Genomic DNA, 24954 nt, shown 5'->3' on the forward strand with positions numbered 1-24954 from the left:
CCCGGTGCCAATATCGTCTGCCGCACCCGACCGCGCGACGAACGGAGACCACCATGGCCCCCACGAGCGAGTCAGTGCAGACGGAATCAGGGCAGGCCGTCGAGGAGCCGCTCGTCGAGGAGACCCTCGTCGAAGAGGTCTCGATCGACGGCATGTGCGGTGTCTATTAACCAGTTCGACCCGGGCCTGCCCTATCGGTGCAGTCCGAGTGTCGCGTTGCGCCCGGAGCCGTTCGGGGCGCTCGTCTACCACTTCGGCACGCGCAAGCTGTCGTTCCTGAAGACCCCCGAGCTGCTCCAGGTCGTCTCGGGGCTGGCGGACCACCCCGACGTGCACGCGGCCGTCGAGGCGGCCGGGGTCGCGGAGGCGCAGCGGCCCGCCTACCTGCGTGCGCTCGCCGGGCTGGCCGCGAGCGGGACGATCGAGGAGCGCGTGTGAAGCTGGTCGACCACTTCCAGTACGGCCTGAACTCCCCGATCTGCCTCACCTGGGAGCTCACCTACGCCTGCAACCTCGCGTGCGTGCACTGCCTCTCGTCGTCGGGCAGGCGCGACCCGCGCGAGCTGACCACGGAAGAGGCGAAGGGCGTCGTCGACGAGCTGCAGAAGATGCAGGTCTTCTACGTCAACATCGGCGGCGGCGAGCCGACAGTGCGCCCGGACTTCTGGGAGCTGCTCGACTACGCCGTCTCGCACGACGTCGGCGTCAAGTTCTCCACGAACGGCATCAAGATCGACGAGAAGCGGGCCGCGCAGCTCGCCGCCTCCGACTACGTCGACGTGCAGATCTCGCTCGACGGCGCGACGGCCGAGGTCAACGACCAGGTCCGCGGCCCCGGCTCGTACGACACGGCGGTGCGCGCGCTCGCCAACCTCGCCGATGCCGGCTTCGGGCAGCCCAAGATCAGCGTGGTGATGACGCGGCAGAACGTCGATCAGCTCGACGACTTCAAGGCCATCGCCGACCGGTTCGGCGCGCAGCTGCGCATCACCCGGCTGCGCCCGTCGGGCCGCGGCGCCGACGTGTGGGACGAGCTGCACCCCACTGCGGCGCAGCAGCGGCAGCTGTACGACTGGCTGGTGGCGCACGGCGACAACGTGCTCACCGGCGACTCCTTCTTCCACCTCTCCGCCTACGGGGAGGCGCTGCCGGGGCTCAACCTGTGCGGGGCCGGCCGGGTGGTCTGCCTGATCGACCCGGTCGGCGACGTCTACGCGTGCCCGTTCGCGATCCACGACAACTTCCTCGCCGGCAACGTCCGGTCGCCGGGCGGGTTCGAGCAGGTCTGGCGGGGGTCGGAGCTGTTCGCGCAGCTGCGGCAGCCGCAGACCGGCGGCGCATGCCGCAGCTGCGGCTTCTACGACTCCTGCCAGGGCGGCTGCATGGCGGCGAAGTTCTTCACCGGCCTCCCGCTCGACGGACCCGACCCCGAGTGCGTCCGGGGGTTCGGCGAGCAGGCCCTCGCGGCCCGCGACGGCTCCACCACGATCCCGCGCTCCGACGTCGACCACTCCCGGTCGGCACCGCGCAACTCCCGCGGTCCCGTGCCGCTCACGCTGGGCCGTCGCCCGGACAAGGCTTGTGAGACCAGCCCGCTCGCCGGCCTGGCCGACGACGGCTCCGACTCGCGGCTGCGGGTTGCCGTAGGGGGCAGTTGACCTCCGGCCCGGCGTTGCCAGTGCAGCCAGCGCCGGGTCGGGATCTGACCGCCCCGTTCGTCGTGCGCGGGCGCCGCGCGCAGAGCCGGCTGGTGTTCGGGCCGCACGAGACCAACCTGGCGCGCCGGCGCGACATCTCCGACCGGCACGTCGCCTACTACGCGCGGCGGGCCGAGGGCGGGGCGGGCGTGATCGTCACCGAGGTCGCGTCGGTGCACCCGTCCGATCGGCCGTACGAGCGCGCGCCGCTCGGGACCGATGCCGCTGCCGGCTGGGCCGACGTCGCACGTGCCTGCCAACCGCACGGGACGTTGGTGCTCGCCGGTCTCGGCCACGCCGGCTCCCAAGGCAGCACCGCGTACAACCGCGACGCGCTCTGGGGTCCGTCGCGCATCGCCGACCCCGCCACCCGTGAGGTGCCGATGGTGATGGAGCAGCCGGAGGTCGACGCGCTGGTCGCGGGCTTCGGGCAAGCCGCCGAGCTGGCCGTGCGCGCCGGTCTGGACGGTGTGGAGATCAACGCGGGGCAGCACTCGCTGCTGCGGCAGTTCCTCTCGGGGCTCACCAACCAGCGCACCGACGGCTACGGGCGCGACCGGTCGCTGCTGCTGCGCGAGGTGCTCGCGACGGTGCGTGCCGCGATCGGTGACGCCGTGCTCTGCCTGCGGCTGTGCGGCGACGAGCTGGCGCCGTGGGCGGGCATCACACCGGACGCCGCCCGCGCGGTCGCGCTGGAGGTCGCGCACCTGCTCGACCTGCTCGTCGTCGTGCGCGGCTCGGCGATGTCGGTCGCCGCCACCCGACCCGACCGGCACACCGCGCAGGGCTTCAACCGCGACCTCTGCGCGGGCTTCCGTTGCGGCGTGCCGCTGGTGCTGCAGGGCAGCGTCGTCGACCCCGGGTACGCCCAGCGTGCGCTCGACGACGGCGTGGCCGACCTGGTCGAGATGACCCGCGCGCAGATCGCCGACCCCGACCTCGGTCGGCACGTCCGCGCCGGCCGGCCGGAGCGGGTGCGCCCGTGCGTGCTCTCCAACAGCCGCTTCGACGTGCGAGACCCGCGCAACCCGATCGTCTCCGACGACGCGGAGCCGCGTTCCGGGCACGAGACGGACGATCCGCCCGTCGAGGGCCGCGACCCCGTCGCGCACGAGGTGCTCGTGGTCGGCGGCGGGCCGGCGGGGATGGAGGCGGCCAGGGTGCTCGCGATGCGCGGGCACCGGGTGCGGCTGGCCGAGCGGAGCGGCGTGCTGGGCGGTGCGCTCGTCGCGGCATCGCGCGTGCGCGGCCGGGAGCGGCTCGGCCTGCTCGTCGCCTGGTGGAAGCGCGAGCTGGCGCGGCTGGGCGTCACGGTCTCGACCCGCACGGACGTCGGGCCGGCCGATCTGGACGCTGCGCAGCACGTCCTGCTGGCCACCGGCGCCGCATCCGGGGAAGGGACCACGGCGGTGCGGTTCGCGGCGGATCCGGTGCTGCCCGACGGGCCGGTGCTCGTCGTCGACGCCGTCGGTGACGGGCTCGCCGCCGACATCGCACTGCAGGTCGCGGCCGCGGGGCGACCGGTCGGGCTGGTGACCCCGGATCCCGTGGTCGCGGCCGGGCTGGGCGTTGGGGCAGCACCGCTCAACACGCTGCTGGACCGGGCGGGCGTGGCGCGGCACGTGCTCGCCGAGGTGCGTGAGGTGGCCGCGAGCCGGGCGGTGCTGGGCCACGTCTGGACGGGGGAGCGGCACGAGGTCGGCTGCGACCTGCTGATCGACTGCGGCTTCCGGCTCCCCGACCGCACGCTGCCGGCCGCACGACCCGACCTCGTGCGGATCGGCGACTGCCTCGCACCGCGGACCGTCCACGAGGCCGTGCTGGACGCCCGCAGGGCGGCACTCGCGATCGGCGCAGCGCCGTACGGATCAAGGCAGTGATCCACTCGCCGCTGCGGCTCGGCCCGGTGCGCCTGCGCAACCGGATCGTCTTCGCCGCTCACCTCACCAACTTCGCCGTCGAAGGGCTGCCGACCGAGCGGCACATCGCCTACTACGCGGAACGGGCCGCGGGCGGGGCCGGGTTGGTGATCACCGAGGAGCACTCGGTGCACCCGGCGGACCGCCCGTACGAGAAGGTGATCCGCGGCAGCGACCCGGCCGTCCTGCCCGCGTACCGGCGGCTCACCGCAGCGGTGCACGAGCGCGGCGCCGCGGTGTTCGCGCAGCTCAACCACAACGGTGGGCAGTCGTCCGGGATGTACTCGCGGCAGCCGGTGGCCGCGCCGTCGCCGGTCGCCGACCCGATGTTCCGCGAGGTGCCCTACGAGCTTTCGCCAGCCGGCATCGCGGAGCTCGTCGCGACCTACGCGGAGGTGGCCGCACGCTGCGTCGAGGGCGGGTTCGACGGCGTCGAGATCCAGTGCTCCCAGGCGTCGCTGCTGCGCCAGTTCCTCTCGCCGCTCACCAACCTCCGCACGGACGGGTACGGCGGGCCGCTCACCCACCGCGTCCGGATCGTCGCGGAGGTGGCGGCTGCCGTCCGGGCCGCGGTGGGGCCCGACCGCGCCGTCGGAGTGCGGCTCTGCGGCGACGAGGGCCTGCCCGGCGGTGTCGCGCTCGCCGAGGCCGTCGAGACGGCCAGGCTGCTGGACCGCGCGGGGAACATCGATTACGTCAACACGACGATCGGGGTCGCGACGGCGACGTTGCGGATGGTCGAGCCGCCCATGTCGGTGCCCGCCGGCTACGCCTTGCCGGTCGCGTCGGCGATCCGGCAGGCCGTGCGGATCCCGGTGGTCGGGGTCGGGCGGTTCACCGATCTGGACGCCGCCGGGCGGGCGATCGCCGACGGGCACTGCGACCTGGTCGGGATCGTGCGCGGGCAGATCGCCGAGCCCGCGCTCGCCGGCGGGAAGCCGACGCGGCGCTGCGTGGCGTGCAACCAGGAATGCGCCGGACGGGTCGGGCTCAACCGGAGCCTCGGCTGCGTCGTCAACCCGCTGGCCGGGCGGGAAGGCATCGTGCTGGCTGCGCCGGTGACGTCGCGGAACGTGCTCGTGATCGGCGGCGGACCCGCGGGACTGCAGGCCGCGGCGGCCGCGGCGGAGCGCGGCCACCGCGTCGTGCTGATCGAGAAGGAGCGGTGGACGGGTGGCCAGCTCGCGCTGGCGGCCACCGCGCCGGGCCGCGCCGAGCTGGCGGAAATCACCCGGATGTTGCAGGAGGCCTGCGATCGGAGTGGAGTGGAGGTCCGCACGGGTGTTGTTGCCTCAAGTTACTTCATTCGGCGGGAACGGCCCGATGTCGTCATGCTCGCCACCGGCTCCCGGCCGTCGCGTCCGGGATGGGCAGGCACTCATCCGGGGGTGGTCGACGTGCGCGATGTGCTGGACGGGACGGCGAAGCCGGCAGGCTCGGTGCTGGTGTACGACGAGCTGGGCTTCCACCAGGGATCGTCCGTCGCGGAGCTGCTCGCCGCGCGCGGCTGCGCCGTGGAGCTCATGACGCCGGCGATGGTCGTCGCGCAGGATCTGGGGCTGACGCTCGACGTGGAGCTGTTCCACCGGCGGGCGTTCGCCGCGGGCATCCGGTTCAGGACCGATCGGGTGATCGTCGGTAGTAGCGGCGGCCCGGCAGGAATCATGCTGGACGTGCTGCACCACACCGTCGGTTCGACTGCCCGCGTCCGGCACGACTGGGTCGTGTGCGCGGTGCCGCCCGAGCCGGCCGACGAGCTGTGGCACGAGCTGCGCGACAGCGGGGTGCCCGTGCGGCGGGTGGGCGACTGCGTGGCGCCCCGACGTGCCGACGCCGCGATCCGCGAGGGCTTCGCGGCGGGGACGGCGGTCCGATGATGCGCGCTGTCCGCCTCGGCGAGTCCACGTGGACGGAGCTGGACGGCCCGGCGCCGCGCACCGTCGTCATCCCGGTCGGATCGCTCGAGCAGCACGGCCCGCACCTCCCGCTCGACACCGACGCCCGGATCGCCGCGGCCGTCGCCCGCGCGGCCGTCGGGGATGACCCTGCGATGCTGCTCGCGCCGCCCGTCGCCTACGGGGCGTCCGGGGAGCACGAGGGCTTCCCCGGAACCCTGTCGATCGGCCACGAGGCGCTGCGGAGCCTGATGGTCGAGCTGGGACGCTCGGCGAGCGCGTGGGCGTCGCGGATCCTGTTCGTCAACGGGCACGGCGGCAACCTCCCGACGGTGCCCGAGGCGGTCGCGCAGCTGCGGTACGAGGGCCGCGACGCCGCGTGGTTCGGCTGCGCCGTGCCCGACGGCGACGCGCACGCCGGCCGCACGGAGACGTCGATGATGCTCGCGCTGGACGCCGGGCTGGTCCGGATGTCGGCGCTGGAAGTGGGCAACACGACCCCGCTGCGCGAGCTGCTGCCGACGCTGATGGGCGGCGGGGTGGCGGCAGCCAGCCCCAACGGCGTGCTCGGCGACCCCCGCGGCGCGACGGCGGAGGACGGCGAGCGGCTCCTGGCCGCGCTGGCCGGGACGCTCAAGAAACGCATCGCCCGCTGGACCTCGGACGACGAGGGCCGGCTCGTCTAGCCGACCGCCGGTGGTCCGGGGGAGGGCAGGAAAGCCACTTTCCTGCCCTGTGGGGGCCTGAAAGTGGCTTTCCTGCCCTCCTGCTCAGCCCCTTCGCCCCCGGCGTGCCTGCTCGATCCTCCGCTGCGCGCCGGCGAGCGCGCGGCCCGTCGTGAGCAGGACGATCGCGGCCGCCACCGCGACGCCCGCCAGCGCTCCGAGGACGATCCAGAGCGTCTCCACGACGGCGCTCAGGTCGTCCTGGTGAGGTACGCCGCGTCCGCCGCGGCGAGGTCGACCCGGGACGTCTCCTTGGCGATCACGACGCAGACGACCGCCAGCGCCAGCATCGCCGCGACGTACACCGAGATCAGCAGGGCCGAGCCGGTCGCGCCGAGCAGGGCCGTTGCGATGATCGGTGCGAGCGCTCCGCCGAAGATGCCGGCGAGCTGGTAGCCCATGGACGCGCCGCTGTAGCGGACCTTCGTCGGGAACATCTCCGCGATGAACGACGCCTGCGGGCCGTACATCAGCGCGTGGAACACCAGCGCGACCACGGTCGCGAGCACCATCATCCCGAACTCCCGCGTGTCGAGCAGCAGGAAGAACATGAATGTCCAGACGGCCGCACCGACCGCGCCGATGATGTAGACGGGACGCCGCCCGTAGCGGTCCGAGAGCGCACCGGCCACCGGGATGAGCACGATCTGCACGGCCGCGGCGATCAGCACGGCGCCGAGCGCGAGCGAGCTCGGCAGGCCCAGCTGCTTCGTGACGTAGGTCGTGATGAACAGGATGAACACGTAGAACGCCACGTCGACGCCGATGCGGGCGCCCAGCGCCAGCAGCAGCTCGCGCCAGTAGTAGCGCACCACGTCGACGATCGGAGTGCGCACCGTCTCGGCCTGCTGCTCGACCTCGGCGAACAGCGGGCTCTCCGCGATCGAGAGCCTGATCCACAGCCCCACCAGCACGAGAACGCCGCTGAGCAGGAACGGGACCCGCCATCCCCAGCTGAGGAACGCCGCGTCGTCGGTGACGGCCTGCATCAGCCAGAGCACGCCGTTGGCGAGCAGCAGGCCGATCGGCACGCCGATCTGCGGCCAGCTGGCGTTGAGGCCGCGCTTGCGGTCGTCGCCGGTCTCCAGCGTCATGAGCACGGCGCCGCCCCACTCGCCGCCGAGGCCGATGCCTTGGAGGAAGCGCAGCGCCACCAGCAGCAGGGGCGCCCAGATCCCGATCGACCCGTACGTCGGGACGAGCCCGATCGCGAACGTCGTGATCCCCATCAGGAGCAACGTCGTGACCAGGACGTTCTTGCGGCCGATCCGGTCGCCGTAGTGGCCGAAGACGATCCCGCCGAGCGGCCGGGCGACGAACCCGACCGCGGCCGTCATGAACGCGAGGAGCGTCCCGACGAGCGGGTCGAACTCGGGGAAGAACAGCGTGTTGAACGCGACCGCCGCGGCGGTGCCGAAGACGAAGAAGTCGTACCACTCCAGCGAGGTCCCGACGAGGCTCGCGATGACGACACGACGTACGGGCGTGGCTGCAGGCATGGGTCGCTCCTCAGCGTCCGTTCCCGGAAGGGGTTCCCGAACGGTACGGATTGTTGAGCAATCTCACAAGAGAGCAGTTGAGTGAGCGAACTCGGCAACGTGGGGACGGTACGCTCTCCACGTGGTCTCGGCCGAACCTGACGAAGACGCGCTCTCCGACCTCCCGGCTCTGCCCAAGCGGGCGAGCACGGCGGAGTACGCCGCGGAGACCCTGCGGCGCCAGATCGCCGACGGCAAGCTGCGGCCCGGCACGCAGCTGCGCGAGGGGGCCATCGCCACGGCCTTCTCGATCTCGCGCAATACCGTGCGGGAGGCGTTCCGGTTGCTAGCGCACAAGCGGCTCGTCGAGCACGCGCTGCACCGCGGCGTCTACGTGCGCGAGGTCAGCGCCGCGGAGGTGCGCGAGCTGTACGCGACACGGCGACTCGTCCAGCCGCTCGGCATCGACGCCGCGCTGCGCGACCCGGATTGCGTCGCGGCGCTGGGTGAGCGGGTCGAGGCGGGTGCGACCGCCGCTGCCGAGGACGACTGGGACGCCGCCGGCACCGCCAACATCGACTTCCACCGCGTGATGATGGCCGGCTGCGGCAGCGACCACGTCACGGCGATGTTCGAGCAGGTGCTGGCCGAGCTGCGGCTCGCGTTCCTGCTCACCACCGACCACAAGGGTCTGCACGCCCCGTTCGTCGGGGCGAACCACCAGCTCCTGGCGCTGCTGGCGGCCGGCGACCGCGACGGGGCGCAGGCGGGGCTGCAGCGCTACCTCCTCGACGCCGAACGCATCGTGCTCTCCCTCCTCCACCCGGACCCCACCGCCTGACCGCGAGTCGGGCCCTGCGGGTGAGCACACAAGGGCAGCAAAGCCACTTTCCTGCCCTCACAGGGCAGGAAAGTGGCTTTCCTACCCTCCCGGACCGGCGGGCGAGGCCCGGGAGGTCTCCCGGCCCGCCTTCCTACCGTCCGCGGGCATGAGCCGAACGAGATGCCTAGGGGTTGCCGTCCTGCTGGTGGTCGGAGCGGCTGCGTGCGGGGCGCAGCCGACGCAGCCGGGTCCACCGCCACCGCCTGTCGTCCTGACGACGACGGCCCCGACGACAACCCCGACCCCGTCCCCGACCCCGGTCGCGCTGCCACCGGCTGCGGACGGCGAGAACGTGAAGTCGTGCGTGGACGGCACGTGTGAGGTGCGCGTGGTCGTCGGCGTTGTCGTCCCGCTCCCCGGCCCGTCGCTCAAGAAGGCGACCGTCTCCGCGGTGAGCGCCGCCGAGGTCGAGCTCAGCGGCACCTTCTCCGGCGGGCATGTCGGCACTTCGGGCACGTTGAGCATCGTCGGTCCGTCGGCCACGGGGCCTGGCACCTTCTCGGTCACGATGCCGCCCGGCGGCAACGCCACGCTCAACCGCGTCGTGGTCGACGTCGTCGCCGCCGACGCGACCGCGGCCGTGCTGCGCGTCCGCCCCGAGTAGCGCGCAGAGCCGCCCCGACTCGCCGCTCAGCCCCCGTGCACGACGAGGAGCGGCACCAGCTGTTCCGCCGACGTCAGCGAGCCGTGCTGCCCGTTCATCCAGGAGATGAACGGCTCCGCGCCCGGGCGGATGATCTTCGTGCCGCCTCGTGCGGCCACGACGACGTCGCCGATCCGGCTGCGCATCGGCACCGCGACCGGCCCGAACCAGCCGTTGGCGACGGCCTCCTCGCCCGAAACGACCCAGGCGTTCTCGCCCAGCACCGCGCGCCACGTCGCCAGCACCTCGTCGACGGCGCCGTCGCGCGTGTAGACGTGCCGGGCCCGCGGGTCGCCGCCGACGAGCAGGACGTCGCGTTGCAGGTCGTCGTGGGTGTCGACGTCGAAGGTCAGGTCGGCGGAGACCATGCCGTGGTCGCCGGTGATGACCAGCACGGTGTCGGTCGGCAGGTGCTCCGCGATCAGCGACGCCAGCCGGTCCACCTGCGCGAGCTGCATCCGCCACGGCAGCGTGCCGGGGCCGTGCAGGTGGCCGAGCCCGTCGAGGTCGGCGTGGTAGCCGTAGCAGAGCCGCCGCCCCGGCCCGGTGACGGCGGAGATGACGCCCGCGGCCAGATCGCCGAGCGCGTAGGTCCCGCGGTACCGGCCACCGCGCAGCACCGCCCGCGTCAGGCCCGATCCCCCGAACTCCTTCTTCGAGACGACCGTGACCTCGATGCCGGCGGCCTGGGCGCGTTCCAACGCCGTGGCGGACGGCTGCACCTCCTCCGGCACGAGCTCGTCGCGCAGGTCGGTCGATCCGCCCAGTGGCGTCCACTTGAGCGTGTCCAGCAGGCGGTCGCCGATCCGGAAGGAGAGGCCGAGCATCCCGTGCGCCCCCGGCGGCATCCCGGTACCGAGCGACGCGAGGCTGATCGGGGTCGTCGAGGGGAACCCGACGGTCAGCGGGCCCGAGTCCGGCAGCCCGGCGAGGAAGGGCGCGTCGGCGGCGTACTGCCGCAGCAGCTCGTGGCCGAGCCCGTCGATCAGCAGCACCGCTGCGGCCCGCACGGGCGGCAGGCCCATGCTGTGTCCCGGTTCGCCCAGCGCCGCCAGCACCGCCGGGAGGAGGTCGGACAACGCCGCCTGTCCGTACCGCGGAACCAGCATCTCGTCCAGCACGGACCGAGCCTGCCAGATCGGCGGCATAGGCTGCTCGCGTGATCGCCCCACCCGCCGAGACGGCGCTCCCGGCCGGGTTCGCCGTGGCGCTCGATCCCAAGACCACCACGCTCGACGGCGGCACGGTGCTGCTCGGCGGCGCCCCGCCACGGATGATGCGGCTGGCGGAGCCGGCGCGGGCCCTGTTGGCCGATGGCGGCCGCTTCACGGTCACCGACGCGACGTCGGCCGAGCTGGCCCGCAAGCTGCTCGACGCCGGCGTCGCCCATCCGGACGGCGTCCCGGCGCTCGCCGGCCCGGCCGACGTGACGGTCGTGGTGCCGGTGAAGGACCGGACGGACGGCCTGCGCAGGCTGCTCGCCGCGATCGAACCGGGCGTCGGCGCGCTGGTCGTCGTCGACGACGGCTCGGCCGATCCTGCCGCGATCCGCGCGGTCGCCGAGCGGCACGGTGCCACGCTCGTCCGGCACGACCACCCGCGTGGGCCGGCCGCGGCCCGCAACGCCGGGCTGGCGACGGCCACCACGGATCTTGTTGCGTTCCTCGACTCCGACGTCGTCCCCGAGAAGGGTTGGCTGGAGCCGCTGCTCGCGGCGTTCGTCGACCCCGCCGTCGCGCTGGCGGCGCCGCGGATCGTCGCGCTGGCGCCGATCGAGGGCTGGCTCGCGACCTACGAGGCGGTTCGCTCGTCGCTCGACCTCGGCCCCGACCGCGCGATCGTCGTCCCGCGGTCCTGGGTGGCGTACGTGCCGAGCGCCGCGCTGCTCGTGCGCCGCGCCGCCGTCGGGGCGGGGTTCGACGAGCGGATGCACGTCGCCGAGGACGTCGACCTCGAGCTGCGGCTGCACGAAGCCGGCTGGCGGATGCGCTACGAGCCCACCGCACGTGTCGCGCACGATCACCGCACGACGCTGCGCGCCTGGTGGCTGCGCAAGGCCTACTACGGGACGGGTGCCGCGCCGCTCGCTCTGCGCCACCACGGCGCCGTGCCGCCGATGGTGCTGAGCCCGTGGTCGGCGGCCGTCGGCGCGTTGTTGCTGGCCGGCCGGCCGGTCCCGGCGGCGGCCGTGACGGCGTTCGCCGCGCAGCGACTCGCGGGCAAGCTCACGATGCTCCCCCGCCCGCACGCCACCGCGGCCCGCATGACGGCGTTCGGGGCCGTCGGCGCCGCCTTCCAGACCGCCGACGCCGTCACCCGGCACTACTGGCCGCTCGCCGCGGCGGCCTGCCTCGTGTCGCGACGCGCCCGTCGGCACGTCGCGGTGGTCGCGGTCGCGGCCGGCGTCGTCGACTGGTGGCGCCACCGCAACCGCGATCCGCGCGTCCGCCCCGGCCTGCCCGGGTACCTCCTCGCCCGGCGGCTGGACGATCTCGCCTACGGCAGCGGGTTGTGGTGGGGAGCGGTGCGCCACCGCACCGTCGAGCCGCTCCGCCCGGTCCGCGGATGATGATCGGGACCGTCCCTCAGGGCTAGTCCGAACGGGTAGAGCGCCGCCCGTCGGAACGCCGCGCCTGCGGCACAGTTCGCGTGTTCCCGCCGCTGATGCGGGAGCTGCCGATGATCATGCTGCGCGGCCGGTACCTGCGGGAAGGCCGCTTGCGGCGGGTGTCTTGCACGCCCCGATCAACAGAGGTGTGATGTGCTCGCCGCCACACAACGGCGTGTGCGGCACCGGAGCATGCGTCCGGGGGTCCGCAGAGTCCGCCCTACGCAGTCCGACATCGATGTCGCGCCAGAGGAGAGACTCACATGGCAGAGGTCCGGGTCACCGTCGACGGTGTGAACTACACCGACGACGTCGAGCCCCGCACATTGCTTGTCCACCACCTGAGGGAACGTCTCGGCAAGACCGGCACGCTCGTCGGCTGCGACACCAGCAACTGCGGTGCCTGCACCGTCCACCTGAACGGGCAGAGCGTGAAGTCGTGCACGGTGCTGGCGGTGCAGGCCGACGGCGCCGAGGTGACGACCATCGAGGGCATCGCGCGGGACGGGCAGCTGCACCCCGTGCAGGAGGCGTTCAACGAGTTCCACGCGCTGCAGTGCGGCTACTGCACGCCGGGGATGATCATGCAGGCGATCGACCTGCTCGGGGACAACCCCGACCCCGACGAGCGCGAGGTGCGCGAAGGCATCGAGGGCAACCTCTGCCGCTGCACCGGCTACCAGAACATCGTCCGCGCGGTGCAGGGCGCAGCGCAGAAGATGAAGCCCGGCGCGCCGGCCGACACGGAGACCCCCGTCGGGGTCGCCGGAGGTGGCGAGTAGAGATGACCGCCACCGCCGAACCCACCACGAACGAGATCGGCAAGGCCCGCACGCGCAAGGAGGACGCGCGCCTGATCACGGGCCGCAGCCGCTACACCGACGCGATCACCCCGCAGGGCACCCTGCACATCTTCGTCGTCCGCTCGCCACTGGCGCACGCGAAGATCACCGGGATCGACAAGTCGGCGGCCGAGTCCGCGCCCGGCGTCATCGGCGTCTACACAGCGGCCGACCTGGGTGTCGAAGCCGTCGGGTTGCCCAACGCCTGGCCGATCACGCCCGACCAGAAGTCGCCGCAGCGCCCGGTGCTGGCGTCGAGCACCGTGCACTTCGCCGGCGAGGGCGTCGCGGTCGTCGTGGCCCGATCCGCCGCACACGCGCGCGACGCCGCCGACCTGGTCGAGGTCGACTACAACCCGCTGGAGCCTGTGCTCGACATGGAGGCGGCCGCGGCGGATGGTGCCACGCTCGTCCACCCCGACCTCGGCACCAACCAGAGCGCCACCTGGGTCTTCGACTCGGCGGGCGCCGGCACCGGCGGCAGCGTCGACGACGCGATCTCGGCGGCCGAGTCCGACGCCGACTCGATCGTCGTCCGGCGCCGGTTCCGCCAGCAGCGGCTGATCCCGGCGTTCATGGAGCCGCGCGCCTGCGTCGTCGACCCCACCGGCGAGCAGATGACCATCTACTCGGCGACGCAGATCCCGCACATCCTGCGCACGATGACCACCGTCGTGCTCGGCGTCCCGGAGAGCAAGCTGCGGGTGGTCGCGCCCGACGTGGGCGGTGGCTTCGGCGGCAAGGTCGGCGTGCTGCCGGAGGAGATGCTCTGCGTCGTGCTGGCGCAGAAGCTGCGCCGCCCGGTGAAGTGGACCGAGACGCGCTCGGAGTCGTTGCTGGCCGCGCACCACGGCCGCGACCAGATCCAGGACATCACGATCACCGCCAAGAAGGACGGCACGGTCACCGGCCTGGACGTCAAGCTGCTCGCCGACATGGGTGCCTATCTCGGCCTGGTCGGGCCGGGCGTGCCGATCCTCGGCGCGTTCATGTTCAACGCGATCTACAAGATCCCTGCCTACAAGTTCACCTGCACCAACGTCTTCACCACGAAGACGCTGACCGACGCCTACCGCGGCGCCGGCCGCCCGGAGGCCACGTTCGCCATCGAGCGGATCATGGACGAGCTCGCCGTCGAGCTCGGCCGCGACCCGATGGAGCTGCGCGAACAGAACTGGATCAAGCACGAGGAGTTCCCGTTCACCACGGTGTGCGGGCTCACCTACGACACCGGCAACTACGAGCAGGCCACCCAGCAGGCCATGGAGCTGTTCGACTACGCGGGGCTGCGTCGCGAGCAGGAGCAGCGCCGCGCCAGCGGTGACCCGGTCCAGCTGGGCATCGGCATCTCGACGTTCACGGAGATGTGCGGTCTCGCGCCCTCGCGGGTGCTCGGCTCGCTCTCCTACGGCGCGGGTGGCTGGGAGGCGGCCGGCATCAGGATGCTGGCCACCGGCAAGGTCGAGGTGATCACCGGCACGTCGCCGCACGGCCAGGGGCTCGAGACGGCGTTCAGCCAGATCGTCGCCGACCAGCTCGGTGTGCCGTTCGAGGACGTCGAGATCCTGCACGGCGACACCCAGGTCGCGCCGAAGGGCCTGGACACCTACGGGTCGCGCTCGCTCGCCGTCGGTGGCATCGCGCTGGTCAAGGCCGCGGAGAAGGTCGTCGCCAAGGCGAAGAAGATCGCGGCACACCTGCTGGAGGCGTCCGAGGACGACATCGAGTTCTCCAACGGCACCTTCAGCGTGCGGGGCACCGACAAGGGCAAGGCCATCCAGGAGATCGCCTTCGCCGCGTTCATGGCGCACGACTACCCGGAGGGCATGGAGCCGTCGCTCGACTCCGACGCCGTCTACGACCCGGAGAACTTCTCGTTCCCGCACGGCACGCACCTCGCCGCCGTCGAGATCGACACCGAGACCGGGCGCGTCGAGCTGCGCAAGTACGTCTGCGTCGACGACATCGGCACGGTGATCAACCCGCTGATCGTCGAGGGCCAGGTGCACGGCGGGCTCGCGCAGGGCATCGCGCAGGCCCTGTTCGAGGAGGCCAACTACGACGACCAGGGCACGCTGGTCAACGGCACGTTCGTCGACTACACGCTGCCCTCGGCCGCCGACCTGCCCAGCTTCGACACCCGCGCGGTCAGCACGCCGTCGACGTCCAACCCGCTCGGCGTCAAGGGTGTCGGCGAGGCCGGCACGATCGCCTCGACCCCGGCCATCGTGAACGGCGTGATCGACGCGCTGCGCCACCTCGGCGTCGCGGAGGTCGAGATGCCGTGCACGTCTCAGCGCGTGTGGCGGGCCATCCAGGACGCGAAGGGCCGCTCGACGCAGGAGACGCCCATCGACACCCACTCACCAGGGGCGGGCCTCGGCTCGATCGACCCGAACAACCCGCAAGGAGAGGTCCAGTGATCCCGTCCAAGTTCGACTACGTCAAGCCGGCTTCGGTCGCCGACGCCGTCGCCGCGCTGGAGCAGGGCGGTGAGGACGCCAAGATCCTCGCGGGCGGGCACAGCCTCATCCCGGTGCTGCGGCTGCGGCTCGCTGCGCCGACGCTGCTGGTCGACCTCGGCGGGATCGCGGAGCTGCGCGGCATCCGCGAGGACGGCGACCGCGTGACGATCGGTGCGATGACGACGTACTACGACGTCCTCCGCGACGACCTCGTCAAGGAACACGTCACGCTGCTCGCGCAGGCCACCGAGACCGTCGCCGACGGCCAGGTGCGCCACCGGGGCACGCTCGGCGGCTCGCTCGCGCACGCCGATCCCGCCGGTGACCTCGGCGCCGTCGCGCTCGCGCTCGACGCCGAGCTGACGATCGCGGGACCCGGTGGCACCCGCACGGTGCCGGCGTCGGAGTTCTTCGAGGGCCTGTTCACCACGGTGATCGGGGAGACGGAGATCCTCACCCAGATCAGCTTCCCCCGCTACACGGGATGGGGCAGCCACTACGAGAAGTTCAACCGCACCGCGCAGGCGTGGTCGATGTGCGCGGTGGCCGCGGCGATCCGGGTCGACGGCGGCACGATCGCCGAGGCGCGGGTCGGGCTGACGAACATGGGCGCGACGCCGATCCGCGCCCGGGGCGTCGAGCAGGCCCTCGTCGGGCAGCCTGCCACGGCCGATGCCGTGCGGGCCGCCGCGGAACACGCGACAGAGGGGACAGCAGCACCGAGTGACGCCGACGCCGCCTCGGACTACCGTGAGCATCTGGCCAAGGTGCTCACCGGACGTGCGGTTATGGCCGCCGCCGGCTGACGAGGAGTTCCCGTAGCGGACGCCTGCCCGTGCACCGGGCAGGCGTCCGCGCCGTTAGGAGATCGATCTCATGCAGTTGGAGAACCAGTTCAGCATCGAAGCGCCGATCGAGAAGGCATGGGAGGCACTGAACACCCCTGAGACGGTTGCTCCCTGCTTCCCCGGCGCGACGTTGACCTCGTACGAGGGCAACACCTTCGAAGGAACCGTCAAGGTCAAGCTCGGCCCCATCTCGCTCACGTACAAGGGCAAGGGCACCTACGTCGACCGCGACGACGACGCCCACCGCGTGGTGATCGAGGCCAACGGGCGCGACTCGCGCGGCAACGGCACCGCCAGCGCGACCGTCACCGGCACGATGGTGGCCGACGGCCCCGACAAGACGACGGTGACGATGGTCACCGACATGACGATCACCGGCCGACCCGCGCAGTTCGGCCGCGGGGTGATCTCCGATGTCGCCGACAAGATCATCGGCCAGTTCTCGTCGTGTGTCGCGTCGAAGCTGACCGAGGCGCCGGCGAGCGCGGAGGCGGCACCCGCGGCCGAGGAGGCGCCCGCCGAGACGTCGGGTTCGCCCTCCTCGACGCCTTCGTCCAACGGGGTCTCGCCAGGTGCGACGACCGCGCAGGTCAAGCCGATCAGCCCGGCGAAGCCGAGCCCGACCGTCAGCGCGCCGATGAAGAGCGAGATCGACGCGATCGACCTGCTCGACACCGCCGGCGCCCCGGTGCTCAAGCGCCTCGCGCCGGTCCTCGGCGGCGCGCTGCTCCTGCTGATCATCCTGCTCGTCCGCCGCGGCCGCTCCAGCTGAGCCGTGCGGGTCGAAGGTCCCCGCCTACCAGAGCGCGGGGACCTTCGACTCCATGTCGAGGAGCGTGCGCTTGCGCGGCAGGCCGCCCGAGTAGCCGGTCAGCGTGCCGCCCGCGCCGAGCACGCGGTGGCACGGCACGACGACGAGCACGGGGTTGCGCGCCATCGCGACGCCGACCTGGCGCGGGCCGTCCTCGGTGAGCCCGACGGCCGCGGCCAGCTCGCCGTACGTGGTGGTCGTCCCGTACGGGACGCTGCGCGGCCCGTCGAGGATCAGGCGGTGCAGCGGGTCGAGCCTGCGCAGGTCGACCGGCACCGTGAACGTGGTCAGCTCGCCGGCGAAGTAGGCCGTCAGCTCCTCGTCGGCGACGTCGAGCCAGCGGCGGGCCTGCGGATCGACCGGCGCCGGCCTGGCCGCCGCCCGGAACGAGCAGCGGACCAGCCCGAGTGCCGACGCCGCGAGCCCCATCGGGCCGAGCGGGGTGTCCAGCTGTACGCGGGTATCCATGCCCAGCAGAACCCCACCGCCCCACCCCCCGTTGCAACTTCCCCACCGTTTTGCCAACCTGCACCCCTTCTGGGGTGTGTAGGTAGGCAAAACGGTGGGGAACTTCAGGCCGCTAGTGCGTCGAGGTAGCCGGTGATCTCGGCCGGCGTCGAGGTGATCAGCGCGATGTGGTTGTCGGGCCGCACCAGCACCAGCGCGTCGCCCGTGATCCCGTACGCGCGCCGGGCGTGGCCGCCGTCGTCGACGAGGCCGCCCTCGCCGATGACGCACGTCCGGACGCGCTCGTCGTCGATCGCTACCGCGGCACCGAACGCCAGCACCGTGAAGTGCGGGCCCGCGAAGACCTCGAACAGCCGCACCGGCGCGCCCGCGGCGTCATGGCAGGGCGCGTCGGGGGCCCGGTCGCCCGCCTCCAGCACGCCGTCGCCGTCGTGGTGCGAGAGCGAGCTCCACCCGTACGCGACGCCGAGGTTGCTGGTGTCCTTCGTGACCACCACCTCCAGCCCGCCGCCGGGCGTTCGCACCGACTCCAGCGCCGCCCGCAGCCGCCCGGACGTGATGTCCAGCGTGTGCGCCGCGACGGGCAGCCGCTCCTCCTCGTACGTGTCGAGCAGCTTGTCGGAGGCCTGTCCGCTCGCCACCATCCCGAGCTTCCAGCCCAGGTTGAACGCGTCCTGGATGCCGGTGTTCATGCCGAGCCCGCCGGCAATGGGGTGCACGTGCGCGGCGTCGCCCGCGAGGAACACCCTGCCGAAGCGGTACTCGGCGACCATCCGCACGTTGACGCGGTAGGTCGAGAGCAGCGTCGCGTCGGTGATCGTGATCCCCGGCATCCGTGCATGCCGGTCGAACAGCCGCTGGAAGCTCTCGAGCGACGGCGGGACGGGCAAGCCGGCGGCGTCGCGCTCCGGGCCCGCCTGGAACCACCAGGACGCGGCCGTGTTGGGGATCGGGCAGAGCATCACGCCGCCGGTCTCGTCGAACCACTGGTGCCAGACCTCGCGGTCGAGGCCGTCGATGTCGACGTCGCCGCAGACCATCGCCTGTTCCTCGTTGGTCGTGCCGGTGAGCGAGCTGCCGGTGAGCTTGCGGACCGTGGAGTGCGCGCCGTCGCAGCCGACCAGGTAGGCGGCCTCGATCCGGTCGCCGCCCGCGATCTCGGCCGTCACGCCGCCGTCGTGCTGGGTGAAGCCGGTCAACTCGACGCCCAGCTCGACCGACACCCCGTACCCGGCGAGCCGCTCGCGCATGATCGCCTCCAGCTCCCACTGCGCGATCAGGTACGTGCGGTCGAAGGGGACGTCGGGGGTCGTGATGATGCCGGCGAAGGGGTCGGTGTCGCCGGTGTGCTGCCCGTTCCAGTACTTGCGCATCACGATCCCGGACCGCCCCGCGGCGACGATCCGGTCCGCGATGCCGAGGTCGTCCAACACCTCGAGGCTGCGCTGGTTGGGGCCCTTCGCCCGCGACGAGCGCGGGAACGCGGGCGTTTTCTCGATGATCCGCACGGCGACGCCGCGGCGGGCGAGGTCGCAGGCGAGCGTCAGTCCGGTCGGGCCGGAGCCCACGATCAAGACGGTGGTCATGACGACGATGGAACTACAACTCAGCCACAAATGCAACTCAGTCACAAATTTGTCCTGGTGATAGTCTCGTCCAGTGGAGAGTCTGCGGGAGCGCAAGAAGGAACGGACACGGCAGGCGATCGCCGATGCCGCCATCTCGATGTTCCTGGCGCGAGGCTTCGAGCAGGTCTCGACGGCCGACGTCGCCGCTTCCGTCGAGGTGTCGAAGCCGACGCTCTTCCGCTACTTCCCGACCAAGGAGGACCTGGTCGTGCACCGGTTCGCCGACCACATCGGCGAGCACGCGCGGGTGGTGCGCGCCCGGGCCGGCGGCGAGCGGCCGCTGGCGGCGCTGCACCGGCACTTCCGGGAAGGGCTGGCGCGGCGCGAGCCGGTCACCGGGCTCTGCGACGAGCCGGCGGTGCTCGCGTTCCACCGTCTGGTTTTCGAGACGCCGAGCCTCGCGAGCAGGGTCGCCGACATCGGGTTGCAGGACGTCGGGTCGCTTGCGGCGGCGTTCGCGGAGGCCGTGCCCGGCGCTTCCGCCGCGCGACCGCGGCTGCTGGCCGTGCAGGTGATCGCCGTGCACCTGGCGCTGGCCAGGGCCAACTGGGCGCGGCTGGCCGACGGTCGGCCGGCCGCCGACGTGCACGACGAGGCCGCCGCGGAGGCCGCCGACGCGTTCGCGCTGCTGGGCGATGGGGCGTCCGGCTCGGGGTTCTGACGTCCGGAACGCGCAACTCACCGCTCCGGAAGTGGCAACTCACCGTGCCAGAAGTGACGACTCACCGTGCCAGAAGTGACGACTCACCGCTCCGGAACGCGCGACTCGCCTGTCGTGAAGCCGGAGACCCGGAGGGTGATGTTGAGGCGGCCGTCGGCCAGGCCGGTGTCGGGCGTGTCGTCGGCGGGCAGGAGCTTCGGGACGCCGTGGTAGGCGAGCCGGCTCTCGTCGCCGAAGACGACCAGGTCGCCGGAGTGCAGCTCGACGTCGGTCCACGGCTTGCCGCGCGTCTGCGTGTTGCCGAGGCGGAACACGCACGGCGCGCCGATGGAGAACGACACGACCGGGTCGAGCGACACCTCGTCCTTGTCCTGGTGCAGGCCCATCCGCGCGTCGGCCGTGTAGTGGTTGACCAGCGCGATGTCCGGCCGGTACGCGGCCGCCCGCGCCGGGTCGCCGTACGCGTCGCCGACGGCCCGCCTGCCGAGCGCGCCCAGCCACTCCGGGAACGGCGCGACGGGTGATCCGTCCTGGTCGTCGCGGGTGCGCGAGTACCGGTACGGGTACCAGTGCCAGCCGAGGCAGAAGGAGCGCACCGACATCTGCCCGCCGTTCGGCAGCTTCGCCGCGCGGATCCCCGGGCCCTCCCGCGCCCACTCCCGGCAGGCCTCGACGAGCCTGCGCTGCTCAGCGAGGTCGAGCCAGTCGGGCAGGTGCACGGCGCCGGGGGAGAGCGTCCGCCGGGCCCGCGGGATGAGCGCGCCGCCGCTCACGGCAGGAACACCACCGTCCGGTCGGCCCGCCACGACGTCTCCACGAGCCGGGGCAGCATCCCGCGCCACCCGCCCGTCGCGTCCGCGACGACCCAGACGTCACCTGCCGCGGCCAGCCGGGTCGCGGGCCGCAGCCACGACGCCGCCTGCGCCGGCCACGAGACCACGTCGCCGATCTCGCCCGGCCATGCCTCGGCGAACGCTTCGGCCTGCGCGACGGAGCGCGGGTCGCGCCCGTGCCCGACAGCAACCACCCCGGGTTGCAGCGCCTCGACCCGCCGCAGGACCGTCGCGAGCTCGGCGTTCACGCCGCCACCCCCGGCCGGCAGCGCTTGCAGGGCCGGTAGCCGTCGCGGACGGCCGTCGCGAGCGTCCGGAACCCGTGCCGGTGCGCCGGGGTGATCCGCCGGGCGTTGTGGCACGTCGGGAAGCACACCACACCCGTGGTGTCGCTGCCGATGAAGTGCACGCCCGCGCGCGCGAACGCGGCGACCTCGTCGAGGTTCACCGACTCCGCCCGCAGCAGCTGCTTCTTGCGCTCGCCGCCGAACAGGTATTCGCCGACCTGCCCGTCGGCCCTGACGACCCGGTGGCACGGCACCAGCAACGGCACCGGGTTGCGCGCCAGCACCGACGCCGCCGCGCGCACGGCGCCGGGGTTGCCGGCCTCCCGCGCGACCCACCCGTACGGCCTGGTCTGCCCGGCCGGGACGCGTGCCGTCGCGGCGAGCACGGCCTGCTCGAACGCGGTGAGGCCGCGCAGGTCGAGCTCCGGCGGCCGGCCGGTGCCGCGCAGCGCGGGCAGCAGCCCGCGCGGCGGCTTGCCGGCTTCCCGCAGCGGGCGGCCGAACCTGGCGCGATAGGCGTCGAGGAACCGTGCGGGGTCGTCGCCGACCGACTCGGCCGTGCGCACGAAACCCACCCCGACGTCGGTGAACGCCACGAACACCGCACCCGCCCGGCTCGGCGCCGCCGTCCAGCTCGCGAACACGCGCTCGGCGAGCCCGCCCAGCTGCGCGGCCAAACCCATGAGCGACGACACCATCGAAGATTCGATCGGATCCGTCATCGGACACCCCTTCCCGAAGGCTCCGCGGCGGGTAGGACGGACCGCAATCGTTGCAACCCGCGCGAGATGTGGGACTTCGCCGTGCCCTCTGGGCAGCCGAGCACCTCGGCCACCTCGGAGATCGGCAGGTCGACGACGTGCCGCAGCGTCACGGCGAGCCGCTGGACGTCCGGGAGCTGCCGCAACGCGGCCCCCAGCACCCGTTGTGCCTCGCCGTGCTCCGCCTGCTCCTCGACGCTGGGTTGCGCGCTCGGTTCCTCCGCCGTCTCGAATCCCGGCGGCGGCGCCGGGCGCCTGCTCGCGTCCCGCGCCGCGTTGCGTGCGGTGTTGCGCAGGATCGTGAGCAGCCACGGCCGCACCCGCAACGCCATCACCCGCTGCGCGTCGTACCCGCGCAGCGCCCGGTAGGCGCGCAGCAGCGTGTCGGCCGCGAGGTCCTCCGCGTCGGCCGGACGGTGTGTCAGCTGCAACGCCACCGAGTAGAGCGTGCGTTCGTGCGCGCGGACGACGTCCGCGAACCCCACGTCGAGGTCGGCGACGAGTGCCGTCCGCAGCCCGCCGTCGATGTCGTCGACCATGACCTCTGAAACCCCATCCCGAGACGTTCCGTTGCAGCTCAGCGGGCGTTGTGGAAGATGATCCCCAGTACGTGCCGGTTGCCCGACCGGACAGCGCTGACGCCGTGCCGCATCTGCACGCGGTGGTCGCCGCGGGAGCCGCGGACGGGCCGGTTGCGCACCGGGAAGATCACCGCCTCGCCCTGCTGCGGGCGCAGCACCACGGGCCGCGACTGCTGCCGCGGGCGCTGCTCGACGAAGACGCTCTCGCCACCGGTGAAGTCCTCGTCGGGCCGGCTCAGCATCACCAGGAACTGCAGCGGGAACGTCAGGTCGCCGTAGACGTCCTGATGGAGGCAGTTGTAGCCGCCCTCGCCGTAGCGCAGCACCAGCGGAGTGGGGCGGTACTGGCCGAGCTCGGCGCACTCGGCGAGCAGGTCGTCGAGGCGCTCTGGGAACGTCGGCTCGCCGAGACGCTCCGCCCACCGGTTCGCGATCGCGGCCATGTGCGGGTAGAGCTGCTCGCGCAGCGCCTGCACCAGCGGCGGGAGCGGATCGGCGAAGTACCGGTAGCTGCCCTCGCCGAACGCGTGCCGCGCCATGACGACGGTGCTGCGGAATCGCTCGTCCTCGTCGTACATCGCCACGACGTCGGCGCACTGCTCTGGGGTGAGCAGCGGTTCCGTGGTCGCGACGCCGTCGGCGTCGAGCCGCTCCTGCAGGGCCGGCCAGTCCAGTCGAGGGAACGTAACGGTGCTCATGACATCCACCATCGCGCGCGACCAGGAGGCATGCTGGCGGGAATCGGACACCGCGCCGCCGCCCTCGGGAGAGGCAGGATGATCGTATGAAAGCCGGACCGCACAACGCGCTGACCGACGTTCCCGGGCTGCTCGTCGGCCATGCCGCGATCACGGACGGGCTGAGCGGCACCACCGTCGTGCGCGCGCCGGAGGGCGGTGCGGTCGGAGGCGTGGACGTCCGCGGCGCCGCCCCCGGCACCCGCGAGACCGACCTGCTCGACCCGCGCAACACCGTGCAACGGGTGCACGCGCTCGTGTTCAGCGGCGGCAGCGCGTACGGGCTCGCGGCGGCCGACGGCGTGATGGCCGCGCTGGAGGCCGAGGGTGTCGGCGTCGCGGTGCCGGGCGGGGTGGTGCCGATCGTGCCGGCGGCGGTGGTGTTCGACCTCGGCCGCGGCGGCTCGTTCGGGGCCCGCCCGGTGGCCGCCACCGGCGTCGCCGCACTCGCCGCGGCCCGCGGCGGACCCGTTGAGCAAGGTGTGGTCGGGGCCGGCACCGGTGCCGCCGTCGGCGGGCTGAAGGGCGGCATCGGGTCGGCGAGCGCGGTGCTCGACAGCGGCGCCACCGTCGCCGCACTGGTTGTGCTCAACGCGCGCGGGTCGGCCGCCGACCTCGACACCGGCGAGCCCTACGGCGCCCGGGTCGGCCTCCCCGGCGAGTTCCCGGTGCTGGACATCGACCCGGAGGTGCTCAAGGCGAAGCTCGTCGCACCCCCACCGACGTTGGGCACGGCGACCACGCTCGCCGTCGTGGCCACCGACGTCACGCTCGACAAGGCGGGTTGCGCCCGGCTGGCCGGGATGGCACACGACGGGCTGGCCAGGGCGATCTCGCCGGCTCACACGGCGATGGACGGCGACACCGCGTTCGGGCTCTCCACGGCGGCGCGGCCGGTGCCCGACATCGTGGAGCTGGTGGAGCTGCAGGCCGTCGCGGCGGACGTCATGACGCGCGCCATCGTGCACGCGCTGCTCGCGGCGTCGACGGTGACCACGCCGGCGGGCACGTGGATCGCCTACCGCGATGCGGCGCGCTCGTGACCCCCGCGGCGCAGACGATCACGCGCGAGGAGCTCGCGGGCGACCCGCACCCGGCGCTGGCTGCGTTGCGCGCGACCGAGCCCGTCGCCTGGCTGCCTGCGCTCGACGCCTGGCTCGTGACCAGCCGCGAGCTCGCGCTGCGCGTGTTGCGCGATCCCGCGACGTTCACCGTCGACGACCCGCGCTTCTCCACCGCGCAGGTGGTCGGGCCGAGCATGCTCTCGCTGGACGGTCCGGCGCACACCCGCGTGCGCAAGCCGTTCGTGGGCCCGTTCCGCCCGGCCGAGGTGGCCGCCCGGTTCTCCGGGCCGATCGCCGAGCACGCCGAGGAGCTGGTCGCGGGCTTCCGCGCGGCCGGTCGCGCCGAGCTGCGCAGCGCGTTCGCGGGGCCGCTCGCCGTGCAGGTCGTCGCGGACATCCTGGGCATGCACGGCGTGGAGCCGGCGACGCTGCTGCGCTGGTACGGGACGTTCGTCGCCGCGGTTTCCGACGTCACCGCCGGCGGGGAGGTGCCGCCGGAGGCCGCCGACGCGTTCGCCGCGCTCGCCGAGCGGGTGCACGCCGGGATCGACGGCCGGTCGCTGCTCGCCGATGCCGTGGCGGGCGGGCTGGGTCGGGACGAGACCGTCTCCAACGCCGCGATCCTGCTCTTCGGCGGCATCGAGACGACCGAGGGCATGATCGTCAACCTGCTGCGGCACCTGCTCGCCCGGCCCGACCAGCTGGCCACCGTCCAGGCCGATCCGAACCTGCTGACCGCTGCAGTCGAGGAGTCGCTGCGGCTGGAACCGGCCGCCGCCGTCGTCGACCGGTACGCGACGGCCGACGTCGAGCTGGCCGGCGCGTCGATCCGCCGCGGCGACCCGGTGACCGTCTCGATCGCGGGCGCGAACCGCGACCCCGCGACGTTCCCCGACCCCGACACCTTCGACCTGCACCGACCCAACGCCCGCCAGCACCTCGCGTTCGCGCACGGCCCGCACTTCTGCCCGGCGATGGACCTCGCCCGGCTGGAGACGGTGATCGGCACCCGGGTGCTGCTGACCGAGCTGCCCGGGCTGGCGGCCGCGGACGTCCCCCCGCCGGCGGGCCTGGTGTTCCGCAAACCACCCACACTCCACGCCACCTGGACCCCGTAACC

26 protein-coding genes are annotated in these 24954 nt (G+C 73.0%); 16 read left to right on the forward strand and 10 right to left on the reverse strand.

Annotation, left to right across the window (positions count from 1 at the left end):
- Positions 1–53 precede the first annotated feature (53 nt).
- From mftA to mftE, 6 genes are read left to right on the forward strand one after another with little or no spacing between them, the layout of a single operon-like run.
- Entirely contained in the window at positions 54–170 is a 117-nt protein-coding gene (gene mftA / locus LL648_RS07775; protein WP_232661719.1) for a mycofactocin precursor MftA, read from the forward strand.
- Positions 160–438, forward strand: a complete 279-nt coding sequence (gene mftB, locus LL648_RS07780; RefSeq protein WP_232661720.1) for a mycofactocin biosynthesis chaperone MftB — start codon at positions 160–162, stop codon at positions 436–438. Before mftA ends, mftB begins: the two co-directional genes overlap by 11 nt.
- Positions 435–1658, forward strand: a complete 1224-nt coding sequence (gene mftC, locus LL648_RS07785) for a mycofactocin radical SAM maturase (RefSeq protein WP_232661721.1) — start codon at positions 435–437, stop codon at positions 1656–1658. The genes mftB and mftC overlap by 4 nt, the downstream gene beginning before the upstream one ends.
- 20 nt (positions 1659–1678) lie before the next feature.
- A complete protein-coding gene (locus tag LL648_RS07790; protein WP_232661722.1) occupies positions 1679–3577 on the forward strand; it encodes a mycofactocin system FadH/OYE family oxidoreductase 1 in 1899 nt (632 codons plus the stop codon).
- Positions 3574–5493, forward strand: coding sequence for a mycofactocin system FadH/OYE family oxidoreductase 2 (locus LL648_RS07795; RefSeq protein ID WP_232661723.1), 1920 nt, complete (start codon positions 3574–3576; stop codon positions 5491–5493). Before LL648_RS07790 ends, LL648_RS07795 begins: the two co-directional genes overlap by 4 nt.
- Entirely contained in the window at positions 5490–6197 is a 708-nt protein-coding gene (gene mftE / locus LL648_RS07800; RefSeq protein ID WP_232661724.1) for a mycofactocin biosynthesis peptidyl-dipeptidase MftE, read from the forward strand. The genes LL648_RS07795 and mftE overlap by 4 nt, the downstream gene beginning before the upstream one ends.
- An 84-nt stretch (positions 6198–6281) precedes the next feature.
- On the opposite strand, the gene LL648_RS07805 is transcribed toward mftE, so the two are convergent.
- Both LL648_RS07805 and LL648_RS07810 read right to left on the reverse strand, forming a co-directional pair.
- Positions 6282–6419 carry a hypothetical protein gene (locus tag LL648_RS07805; protein WP_232661725.1) on the reverse strand — a complete coding sequence of 46 codons (138 nt, stop codon included), beginning with the start codon at positions 6417–6419 and terminating at the stop codon, positions 6282–6284.
- A gap of 8 nt (positions 6420–6427) precedes the next feature.
- Positions 6428–7735: an MFS transporter gene (locus LL648_RS07810; protein WP_232661726.1), complete on the reverse strand. Its 1308-nt coding sequence runs from the start codon at positions 7733–7735 to the stop codon at positions 6428–6430.
- 121 nt (positions 7736–7856) lie between these two features.
- Here LL648_RS07810 and LL648_RS07815 point away from each other — a divergent pair, with 121 nt between their 5' ends.
- Entirely contained in the window at positions 7857–8555 is a 699-nt protein-coding gene (locus tag LL648_RS07815) for a GntR family transcriptional regulator (protein WP_232661727.1), read from the forward strand.
- 148 nt (positions 8556–8703) lie between these two features.
- A complete protein-coding gene (locus LL648_RS07820; protein WP_232661728.1) occupies positions 8704–9201 on the forward strand; it encodes a hypothetical protein in 498 nt (165 codons plus the stop codon).
- Positions 9202–9227: 26 nt separating this feature from the next.
- On the opposite strand, the gene LL648_RS07825 is transcribed toward LL648_RS07820, so the two are convergent.
- Positions 9228–10361 (reverse strand): alkaline phosphatase family protein, encoded by a 1134-nt coding sequence (locus LL648_RS07825; RefSeq protein ID WP_308190258.1) that lies wholly within the window; start codon positions 10359–10361, stop codon positions 9228–9230.
- Between the two features lie 38 nt (positions 10362–10399).
- Between LL648_RS07825 and mftF the strand changes: the two genes are divergently transcribed.
- The 5 genes from mftF (at position 10400) to LL648_RS07850 (ending at position 16775) form a co-directional block, all read left to right on the forward strand.
- A complete protein-coding gene (mftF, locus tag LL648_RS07830) occupies positions 10400–11809 on the forward strand; it encodes a mycofactocin biosynthesis glycosyltransferase MftF (protein WP_232661729.1) in 1410 nt (469 codons plus the stop codon).
- Between the two features lie 302 nt (positions 11810–12111).
- A complete protein-coding gene (locus tag LL648_RS07835; RefSeq protein WP_232661730.1) occupies positions 12112–12630 on the forward strand; it encodes a (2Fe-2S)-binding protein in 519 nt (172 codons plus the stop codon).
- Positions 12631–12632: 2 nt separating this feature from the next.
- A complete protein-coding gene (locus tag LL648_RS07840; protein ID WP_232661731.1) occupies positions 12633–15113 on the forward strand; it encodes a xanthine dehydrogenase family protein molybdopterin-binding subunit in 2481 nt (826 codons plus the stop codon).
- Positions 15110–15961, forward strand: a complete 852-nt coding sequence (locus LL648_RS07845; RefSeq protein WP_232661732.1) for an FAD binding domain-containing protein — start codon at positions 15110–15112, stop codon at positions 15959–15961. Before LL648_RS07840 ends, LL648_RS07845 begins: the two co-directional genes overlap by 4 nt.
- Positions 15962–16031: 70 nt before the next feature.
- Positions 16032–16775 (forward strand): SRPBCC family protein, encoded by a 744-nt coding sequence (locus LL648_RS07850; RefSeq protein ID WP_232661733.1) that lies wholly within the window; start codon positions 16032–16034, stop codon positions 16773–16775.
- A gap of 24 nt (positions 16776–16799) precedes the next feature.
- Here the strand turns inward: LL648_RS07850 and LL648_RS07855 are convergent, their stop codons facing one another.
- Complete coding sequence (locus tag LL648_RS07855; RefSeq protein WP_232661734.1) at positions 16800–17282, reverse strand: methylated-DNA--[protein]-cysteine S-methyltransferase; 483 nt, start codon at positions 17280–17282, stop codon at positions 16800–16802.
- Positions 17283–17386: 104 nt separating this feature from the next.
- Complete coding sequence (locus tag LL648_RS07860; protein WP_232661735.1) at positions 17387–18868, reverse strand: FAD-dependent monooxygenase; 1482 nt, start codon at positions 18866–18868, stop codon at positions 17387–17389.
- Between the two features lie 73 nt (positions 18869–18941).
- On the opposite strand from LL648_RS07860, the gene LL648_RS07865 reads away from it, so the two are divergent.
- Positions 18942–19571 carry a TetR/AcrR family transcriptional regulator gene (locus LL648_RS07865; RefSeq protein ID WP_232661736.1) on the forward strand — a complete coding sequence of 210 codons (630 nt, stop codon included), beginning with the start codon at positions 18942–18944 and terminating at the stop codon, positions 19569–19571.
- Positions 19572–19654: 83 nt separating this feature from the next.
- Here LL648_RS07865 and LL648_RS07870 read toward each other — a convergent pair whose 3' ends face one another.
- Genes LL648_RS07870 through LL648_RS07890 form a run of 5 tightly spaced genes read right to left on the reverse strand, consistent with a single transcriptional unit; the run spans position 19655 to position 22731 of the window.
- Complete coding sequence (locus LL648_RS07870) at positions 19655–20377, reverse strand: alpha-ketoglutarate-dependent dioxygenase AlkB family protein (protein WP_232661737.1); 723 nt, start codon at positions 20375–20377, stop codon at positions 19655–19657.
- Complete coding sequence (locus tag LL648_RS07875) at positions 20341–20652, reverse strand: hypothetical protein (RefSeq protein WP_232661738.1); 312 nt, start codon at positions 20650–20652, stop codon at positions 20341–20343. The genes LL648_RS07870 and LL648_RS07875 overlap by 37 nt, the downstream gene beginning before the upstream one ends.
- Positions 20649–21413 carry a methylated-DNA--[protein]-cysteine S-methyltransferase gene (locus LL648_RS07880; protein WP_232661739.1) on the reverse strand — a complete coding sequence of 255 codons (765 nt, stop codon included), beginning with the start codon at positions 21411–21413 and terminating at the stop codon, positions 20649–20651. The genes LL648_RS07875 and LL648_RS07880 overlap by 4 nt, the downstream gene beginning before the upstream one ends.
- Positions 21410–21991: an RNA polymerase sigma factor gene (locus LL648_RS07885; protein WP_232661740.1), complete on the reverse strand. Its 582-nt coding sequence runs from the start codon at positions 21989–21991 to the stop codon at positions 21410–21412. The genes LL648_RS07880 and LL648_RS07885 overlap by 4 nt, the downstream gene beginning before the upstream one ends.
- A gap of 38 nt (positions 21992–22029) precedes the next feature.
- Positions 22030–22731, reverse strand: coding sequence for a 2OG-Fe(II) oxygenase (locus LL648_RS07890; RefSeq protein ID WP_232661741.1), 702 nt, complete (start codon positions 22729–22731; stop codon positions 22030–22032).
- A gap of 86 nt (positions 22732–22817) precedes the next feature.
- Here LL648_RS07890 and LL648_RS07895 point away from each other — a divergent pair, with 86 nt between their 5' ends.
- Complete coding sequence (locus LL648_RS07895; protein WP_232661742.1) at positions 22818–23813, forward strand: P1 family peptidase; 996 nt, start codon at positions 22818–22820, stop codon at positions 23811–23813.
- The gene (locus tag LL648_RS45095; protein ID WP_232661743.1) at positions 23810–24952 is read left to right on the forward strand and encodes a cytochrome P450; all 1143 of its coding nucleotides are present in this window, start codon (positions 23810–23812) and stop codon (positions 24950–24952) included. The genes LL648_RS07895 and LL648_RS45095 overlap by 4 nt, the downstream gene beginning before the upstream one ends.
- The last annotated feature ends 2 nt before the right edge of the window (positions 24953–24954 follow it).

Source organism: Pseudonocardia sp. TRM90224, from assembly GCF_021245725.1.
Lineage (GTDB): Bacteria > Actinomycetota > Actinomycetes > Mycobacteriales > Pseudonocardiaceae > Pseudonocardia.